At 43.4% G+C, this 7,467-nt stretch carries 8 protein-coding genes; 3 read left to right on the top strand and 5 right to left on the bottom strand.

Going from position 1 to position 7,467, the window contains the following annotated elements; translation table 11 throughout:
- Nucleotides 1–672, top strand: a 672-nt coding sequence (locus tag B3O33_RS04095) for a PDZ domain-containing protein (RefSeq protein ID WP_292363012.1), incomplete at its 5' end; no start/stop codon positions are given.
- A 51-nt stretch (nucleotides 673–723) separates the two neighbouring features.
- Here B3O33_RS04095 and B3O33_RS04090 read toward each other — a convergent pair.
- Nucleotides 724–1,200 carry a nuclear transport factor 2 family protein gene (locus B3O33_RS04090; protein ID WP_292361351.1) on the bottom strand — a complete coding sequence of 159 codons (477 nt, stop codon included), beginning with the start codon at nucleotides 1,198–1,200 and terminating at the stop codon, nucleotides 724–726.
- Between the two features lie 102 nt (nucleotides 1,201–1,302).
- Here B3O33_RS04090 and B3O33_RS04085 point away from each other — a divergent pair, with 102 nt between their 5' ends.
- Nucleotides 1,303–1,878 carry a TetR/AcrR family transcriptional regulator gene (locus B3O33_RS04085; protein ID WP_292361352.1) on the top strand — a complete coding sequence of 192 codons (576 nt, stop codon included), beginning with the start codon at nucleotides 1,303–1,305 and terminating at the stop codon, nucleotides 1,876–1,878.
- A gap of 14 nt (nucleotides 1,879–1,892) precedes the next feature.
- Here the strand turns inward: B3O33_RS04085 and B3O33_RS04080 are convergent, their stop codons facing one another.
- Genes B3O33_RS04080 through B3O33_RS04070 form a run of 3 tightly spaced genes read right to left on the bottom strand, consistent with a single transcriptional unit; the run spans nucleotide 1,893 to nucleotide 4,264 of the window.
- Nucleotides 1,893–2,828 carry a PstS family phosphate ABC transporter substrate-binding protein gene (locus B3O33_RS04080; RefSeq protein WP_292361353.1) on the bottom strand — a complete coding sequence of 312 codons (936 nt, stop codon included), beginning with the start codon at nucleotides 2,826–2,828 and terminating at the stop codon, nucleotides 1,893–1,895.
- A 24-nt stretch (nucleotides 2,829–2,852) separates the two neighbouring features.
- The gene (locus B3O33_RS04075; RefSeq protein WP_292361354.1) at nucleotides 2,853–3,074 is read right to left on the bottom strand and encodes a hypothetical protein; all 222 of its coding nucleotides are present in this window, start codon (nucleotides 3,072–3,074) and stop codon (nucleotides 2,853–2,855) included.
- Nucleotides 3,075–3,103: 29 nt separating this feature from the next.
- Nucleotides 3,104–4,264: a Na/Pi symporter gene (locus tag B3O33_RS04070; protein ID WP_292361355.1), complete on the bottom strand. Its 1,161-nt coding sequence runs from the start codon at nucleotides 4,262–4,264 to the stop codon at nucleotides 3,104–3,106.
- A gap of 392 nt (nucleotides 4,265–4,656) precedes the next feature.
- Between B3O33_RS04070 and B3O33_RS04065 the strand changes: the two genes are divergently transcribed.
- Complete coding sequence (locus tag B3O33_RS04065; protein WP_292361356.1) at nucleotides 4,657–4,914, top strand: hypothetical protein; 258 nt, start codon at nucleotides 4,657–4,659, stop codon at nucleotides 4,912–4,914.
- Between the two features lie 51 nt (nucleotides 4,915–4,965).
- On the opposite strand, the gene B3O33_RS04060 is transcribed toward B3O33_RS04065, so the two are convergent.
- On the bottom strand, nucleotides 4,966–7,074 hold the full coding sequence (locus B3O33_RS04060; protein ID WP_292361357.1) for a TonB-dependent siderophore receptor: 2,109 nt from the start codon (nucleotides 7,072–7,074) through the stop codon (nucleotides 4,966–4,968).
- Between the last annotated feature and the right edge of the window lie 393 nt (nucleotides 7,075–7,467).

The following is a 7,467-nucleotide window of genomic DNA, read 5'->3' as shown; positions in this document are numbered from 1 at the left end:
AATATCGGTATCGGTTTTGCCATCCCCAGTAATTTAGTCAAACAGATTACCGACCAGTTACTTGAGCATGGCGAAGTACGTCGTGCTTATTTGGGCGTACAGATGCAGGACATTACGCCAGAACTCGCACAAGCTTTTGGGATTGAAGATAATCGTGGGGGTGCTGTAGTCACCAATGTCATACCCGGATCAGCCGCTGAAAAATCCGGATTACAAGTGGGCGATGTAGTCACCGCTGTAGATGGTGTCTCGCTATTAAATGCGGATAACCTGCGAAATACCATCGGTTTGTTAATGGTTGGACAAACTATCAAACTGGATATTATTCGTGACGGAAATCCGCAGACTCTGACAGCTAAAGTAACGGAAATGCAACGGAGCACCACCAGCACACAATCCGGTGATGTTCACCCTAAACTGGCTGGTGCAACCTTTGGTGATATTGAACAGGATTCACCGGCTTACGGTAAAATACAGGGCATTATGCTGTATTCTGTCCAACGTGGCAGTCCGGCATGGAATGCGGGGTTACGCAGTTATGACATTGTCACCTCGGTAAACCGTCAACCGGTCAGTAATCTGGAACAATTTAAACAGATGGTGACCAATCAACCGGAATTGTTATTGAATATTGTTCGGGAAAATCAAGCGATGTTCCTGTTGCTAAGATAAAAACTATAGGGTGCGGAGGATCAACTCCGCACCCTCGTATCTATGCTAAGGCTATAATCCCATTTGACTGAGGCTCGGATAGTCATCTGGTCTTCGACCTGAAGGCCAGGTTAATTTCCGCTCACTTTTCGCAATAGCCAGATCATTAATACTGGCGAAACGGGTTTTCATTAACCCATTTTCATCAAATTCCCAGTTTTCATTTCCATACGATCGAAACCATTGGCCACTTTCATCGTGCCATTCATAGGCAAATCTCACAGCAATCCGGTTTTCGCTATATGCCCAAAGTTCTTTAACCAGTCGGTATTCTCTTTCCTTTTGCCACTTTCTCTCCAGGAATGATTTGATCTGCTCTCGGCCCACTGGAAACTCCGAGCGATTACGCCACTGGCTATCAACGGTATAGGCCAAGGATACTTTTTCCGGGTCCCGGCTATTCCAGCCATCTTCAGCTATACGGACTTTTTGTTTGGCGGTTTCAGCGTTAAACGGGGGAAACGGTGGTTTCTGTTCTGTTTGCTGCATGATTTTATCTCCTGCAATAGATGTATACCGATTTGTCTACCCACAGAATAGACAGATCAGTCTACCTCTGTCAAACTGGCACTAAATTTGTGAGAAATGATTATGGATAAACGCCAGCAATTAATTCATACCGCATTTGATCTGTTTTACCGAAATGGAATTCATGCTGTTGGGATTAATCAGATCCTGCAGACAGCAGGTATCGCCAAAAAAACGCTATACAACCACTTTGCCAGTAAAGACGAATTGATTCAGGCAGTAGTCGAATACCGCGATGAAAATTTCTATTACTGGTTAGCTGGCAGATTGGAACAGGTCAAACCTGGATATGATGGCCTTAATGAACTGTTTGATGCGGTAGATGACTGGATAAATAACCGCGTCAAATTACTCGCTGACTTTCATGGCTGTTTTTTTATTAACACCTGTGCTGAATTTAACGATCCGCATCACCCACTCCATCAACAATGTCAGCAACATAAACAACGGATAAATACTTTAATCGAAAGACAGATCGGCGCCCTGGGAATACTTGAACCAGCTATTCAACGGGTGACACAGTCAATCAGCCTGTTAAAAGAAGGAGCCATCGTAATGGCCCATGTACAGGGAGATTTAACTGCAGCAAACAAGGCAAAAGATATGGCCTGGATTGTATTGGCCGCTTATCTTAGTTAAAAATAATTGTTACGTTATTTAAGCAGCTGTTGAATGTTTTGAGCATATTGCGCTTCTGTTAATGGCATATAACCGGTGAAATGCAGCCAGGTGACCATATTGGAAAAATAGTGTGTTAAAAATACTTTAAGATTAGCTTTGTCTTCTAAAGACTGTTTATTCACATACAGAAACAATGGTCTGGAAAACGGCGTGTATTGACCATTTGCCACGGTTTCAATAGATGGGTAAACAGGGCCATTACCATTATCAATTGGTACCAGTTTTAACGTATCCCAATGACGGTGATAGCCGCCAATCCCAAAAAATCCCAATGCATTTTTATCTTTGGCAATATGCTCTGCCAAATACTCTTCATCTTCGCTGGCGACATAGTCGGAACGACTTTCCCGGGTGACCCCTGTTACATGCGTTGTGAAGTAGTCATAGGTGCCGGAATCCTGCCCTCTGCCATATAGTGATAACAACTTATCTGGCCATTCCGATCTCAGCTGATTCCAGTTCATGATTTCGTCTTCACTTTGCTTTGACCAGATAGCTTTTAACTCGTCCAGCGTCAGAGAATCGACCCAATCATTGCCCGAGTGCACAACCACTGCCAGGGCATCCTGCGCCAATGGGAGCTCGACATAATCAATCTGATTTTTTGCACATAAAGCAACTTCTTCGGCGTTGATCGGCCTGGAAGCATTACTGACATCGCTTTTTCCTTCACAAAACAAACGAAAACCCGCATTGGTTCCAGAAAACTTAACCGAGATTTCGGTTTCCGGTTGCTCCCGTATAAAGCGTTTGGCGGCTTCAGTAGATATCGGAAAGACGGTACTGGATCCATTTACGACAAGGGTGTTTTCAGTAATATTAACTTCCGAAAGATCATCCTGCTGTGAACACCCAGCCAACATAGCTAAAACAAGACCAGCAATCACGCTTACATATTGTTGTTTCACTGAGATTTACTCCGACTTGTCGAATTAGTCATGCTTGGAATCTTTCAACGATTGTTTCAAGTCTTCCCAGAAAATTTTCAAACTGGTGAATTTGGTTTCCACCGCATCAAAATAGTGTTCCAGCTCATCAATTTTCTCGTGTTGCTGTGCATCCATTTCACTGGGCATGCCCGCTTCAAGTTCCTCAATGGCTTGCTTGAGTTCACGAATACGGACTTGTCTTTCCTGTGGCGTTAAATTGGACATGGCTTAAACCTCAAAATGATTTGTTCTGATTAGAAGATCTGACTTATGCCAATGATCAACAATGGAAGCACAAAAAATACACCGCCTATATAGGCAACAACATAAAGCTTGTTTTTCTGGGCATACATCGCCAGGGTCTCGGCCATTTTGACCGGTAACTGGCGAAATACCGGCAATACATATATCAGTAGAATCGCCATCAGATTAAAAAACAGATGTACCAGGGCTATCTGCAAAGCAAGTTCAGCAGTTGGGCCCGATATCGCCGTTGCTGCCAGCAAGGCGGTGATGGTGGTGCCGACGTTTGCCCCTAAAGTAAATGGATAGATCTGTTTAATTGAAAAGACACCGGTTCCTGCCAGCGGAACGATTAAGGCAGTCGTGGTTGAAGAAGATTGGACCAGAACAGTAATAATTGACCCTGAAGTCATGCCAGCAATCGGTCCCCTGCCTACCGCCTTATGCAAAATGTCTTTTGCTTTGCCGACCATCACTTTACGCAGTAACTTACCTATCGCTGAAACCACAAACAGGATCAACGCTATACCTATCACTATTAACGCAATCCCCGCCCAGACCTCAGGCAGCCAACCCGTTATAAACTTCAACGCATCGTTGGCCGGTGCCAGCAAGGTCTTCATGAAATTTACATTACTCATGCTGACGCTGGTATCCGAAATGAAAAACCCGGACATAAACTCAGCAGTATTCTGTAACGGTTTAAATAAAAGTTCTAACGGTAACAGTATCAGAACAGCAAAGATGTTGAAGCTGTCGTGCACTGTGGCAGCAGCAAACGCCCGGCGGAATTCTTCGCCGTTACGCACATGTCCCAGACTCACCAGCGTACTGGTTAATGAAGTACCGATATTCGCGCCCATGACCATAGGAATAGCAATACTTAACGGCAAACCGCCCGCCACCATGCCGACAATAATGGAGGTGACCGTGCTGGAACTTTGAATCAATGCAGTAGCGACAACACCGATAATGAGAGCAATCACCGGATTTGATGCAAAAGAAAATAATTCCTTGGCATTACTGGCTGTCGCCATTTTAAAACCACTGCCAATGGCCCCCACAGAAGCCAGCAAAAGATAAATCAATGCCGCCACCATCAACCATGCTTGCCAATTGGATTGAGACACCTGTGCGTTTAACGAGGGGTTTTGCTGGGTAAGGGTAGACATGAGTGATCACTCTTATTGAAATTCACTCATGCAATTTAATGCTCATCTGTGACAGTTTGATGAACAATTTTCAGTTATTAATTTGAATAATTGGAACATTGCGTTAGTTGATATTCAGATTCGTGATAAACCGTTTCCTCGAATTTTTTATATCACTTACAAACATTTACATAGCTTGAAACAAACTTACAGAAAGAACGGTTAATCTGCTTTTCAGTGACAGGCTTTATCAAGCGAGGTAAACACAATGTTAAATTTAACAAAGACAAAAACATTTATCTTAATGGTGTTTTCACTGTTAATCATCGGCTTTTCAGTCAACACGGCCAAAGCAGACGTCAGAATCAATATAGGGCTTGGCTATCCAATCGGTTATGTAGATCATCGTCATCATGGCTATGTCGTGCAGCACCATGCTCCCCGATACAGCTATCACAAGCATCATTACCATCAGCCGAAAAAGTATTATTCAAAACATAAACACCATTACCACCAGCCAAAAAAATATTATTCAAAGCATAAACATCATCCGCAATCCTACCGTGGACACGGTAATCACCGTGACCATTATCGATATGAATCCAGAGGAAATCATCGGAATTACGGGTATCGGGATCATCGCTATTATCGATAATCCGAAGTCAGATTAGTATGATTTGAAATGAATAAGGCCCCAATTCAGGGGCCTTGTTATTTTAATCCTAGAAGCTATAACGGACATTGGCCGTGATATTACGGCGTTCGCCATAGCCGCAATCACGCCCAACGCCACGACACCAAGAAATATATTCTTCATCAGTCAGATTCTTAACATCTACCGTGAAATCCCAGTTTTGATAACCATATCCAATCATCGCATCGTAAAGTGTCTCGGACGGTATTTTAGGTCCAGCTCCTGTTCCATAATCAGAACCTACACTATCACCGATATAACGAACGCCGGCCCCAATACGCCAATTATTGTTCAAGTAATATTTATTCCACCAAGACGCTACTTTTTCAGAAACATAGGCCAAACGTTCACCTGTTTGACCATTGTCTGCATTCATATTGGTGTAACTAAATTGGGTTTCAAATTGAGCCCAGCGTTTATTGACTTGTAATTCCCAGCCGTCAATGGTCGCCCCTGTCTGTTCAACGCCGTCAGGAATATCTCCTGGCTGGACACGATTGGTTTGCAGAATATCAAAATAGGCCGCGGTAATCGCTAGGCTTTTATCATTAGACAAGTATTTGAAACCATATTCACGCTGCTTACCTGTGGTAGGCTTCAGCGTACTTTCTTCGCTGGTTCCAAGATTCATTGTGAATGCTTCCGAGTAACTGGCGTAAGGGGAAAGCCCATTTTCAAAGCGGTACATAATCCCTATACGGCCTGTTGTCTCATTTTCCTCGCTGGTTACATTATCTCCTACTTCAGCAAGCAGGATATTTTTCGCCCAATCTCGTCGTAATGCGGCAGAAACAACGACAGGACCGATTTCCATATGATCGGCAAAGTAAAAGCCAACCTGTCTGATTTGATTATCATTCGGATTAGTTGGGTCGAGAATACCAGGGTCAAAATTACCATACACTGGATTATAAAGGTTTATTGGGGTTCCAATAGCTGACGCTGAGTTATCGGTTTCCCAGAGAGCATCTTGCCGATCCACACCGATTGCCACATTGTGCTGAACGACACCTGTATCAAATTTTCCTTGAAGGCGAGCATCTAAGTTGAAAATTCGGGTTTCTCTATCCGCTGTAGTGATAAAACGACCAATGTTGCCATCAGCATCAGTGGTAAAACCACTTGGAGCCGTGGTGTAATGCTCCCGAGTTTTAGTGCTGGACTCCGAATAACGAGCTGTCGTGGAGAAAGACCATGCCTGGTTGAAGCTATGGTCAAACATTAGCGTTACTTCTGTCTTCTCACGGTCATATTTATCCCAGCCAGGTTCACCAACAAACGTTTCTGAACCAACATAACCCAGCGGTCCACGATCCAATGTTCCAGCTTGCGGGAGAAACTGAGCAGACACCTGGCCTGTATTCATCTGTCTGTTAAAGAGTACCGTAAAGCTGGTATCTTCCGTGGGTCTCCATGTCAAAGAAGGCGCAATAAAAAAACCATCATCGTCGACATAATCAACCTGAGTCTGACTATCTCGTTCAAGGCCAACAACTCGATAGAGTAACTTTCCATCTTCGGTTGCTGGACCAGTCACATCGAAAGCGATTTGCTTACGGTGAAATGAACCATACTGAGCCCAGATTTCGCCCTGCTTTTCTTCTTTAGGAAGTTTCGAAACCGAATTAAGTATTCCCCCTAACTCACCCTGTCCGTACAACACTGCAGAAGGGCCTTTTAGAACCTCAATACTCTCAAGTGCATAAACATTAGGTCTTACCGTATTATAAAAACCATACAGTTGACGAAGACCATCAACATATTGCGAGGGATCAATTCCGCGAACCTTAGCAGAGTCACCACGTGTATCTAAACCAAAACCACCAGCATATACACCAGAGCTATAGAGCAGCGCATCCTGAATCGTTTTGGCGCCTGTATCTCGAATAAAGTTTTCATCCACTACCGACATTGAGAAAGGCTGATCAACCAGAGGCACATTCAGTTTTCCCACACTTGGCTCTTTTTCCAGCTCGATATAACCTAACGTATCTGCGTTTGTCGATGTAACCTCAACGGTAGGCAGATCCAATGACTTTTCTTCAGTTTCCTCAGCGATTGCATTTGGTGTAAATACAAACATAGCCAATACGGCAGGGGCACAAAACAGCCGGAGCTTTTGAACAGGTGGATACATTACATTTCCCAGTTTGTTTAAATTAAAGCTAAATGATAGTGATTTAGATTTGCGTAATGTAAAGGAGTGTAACAAGCCTGTCAATTGTGGCTTTACGGGAAACTCCCTTAACCAACCATATAAATGTAAGGGCTGTCGTAGATAAACTTATATCCAGCTACTTGCTTTACTTTCGAGTGATAATGGGATTTTGAAGATAATTTGCCAGCAGACAAATAGTAAAAATGACTATTTATATTCCGTTAAAGCTATGAGCGATTTTCTTAATTTACGTCAAATAATCTCTCGAATAGATAGCTGCCCTTCGTCCGTGAAGAGTATTTAAGTTATCGATCAGAAGCTGGTTCTCAGGTTAAGCGAGACACTACGTGGCTCACCATAGGTGTTGTATTC

Origin of the sequence: Methylophaga sp. UBA1464 (genome assembly GCF_002325665.1) — a bacterium.
Taxonomy (GTDB): Bacteria; Pseudomonadota; Gammaproteobacteria; order Nitrosococcales; family Methylophagaceae; genus Methylophaga.
This window is presented reverse-complemented; position numbering and strand designations above follow the sequence as displayed.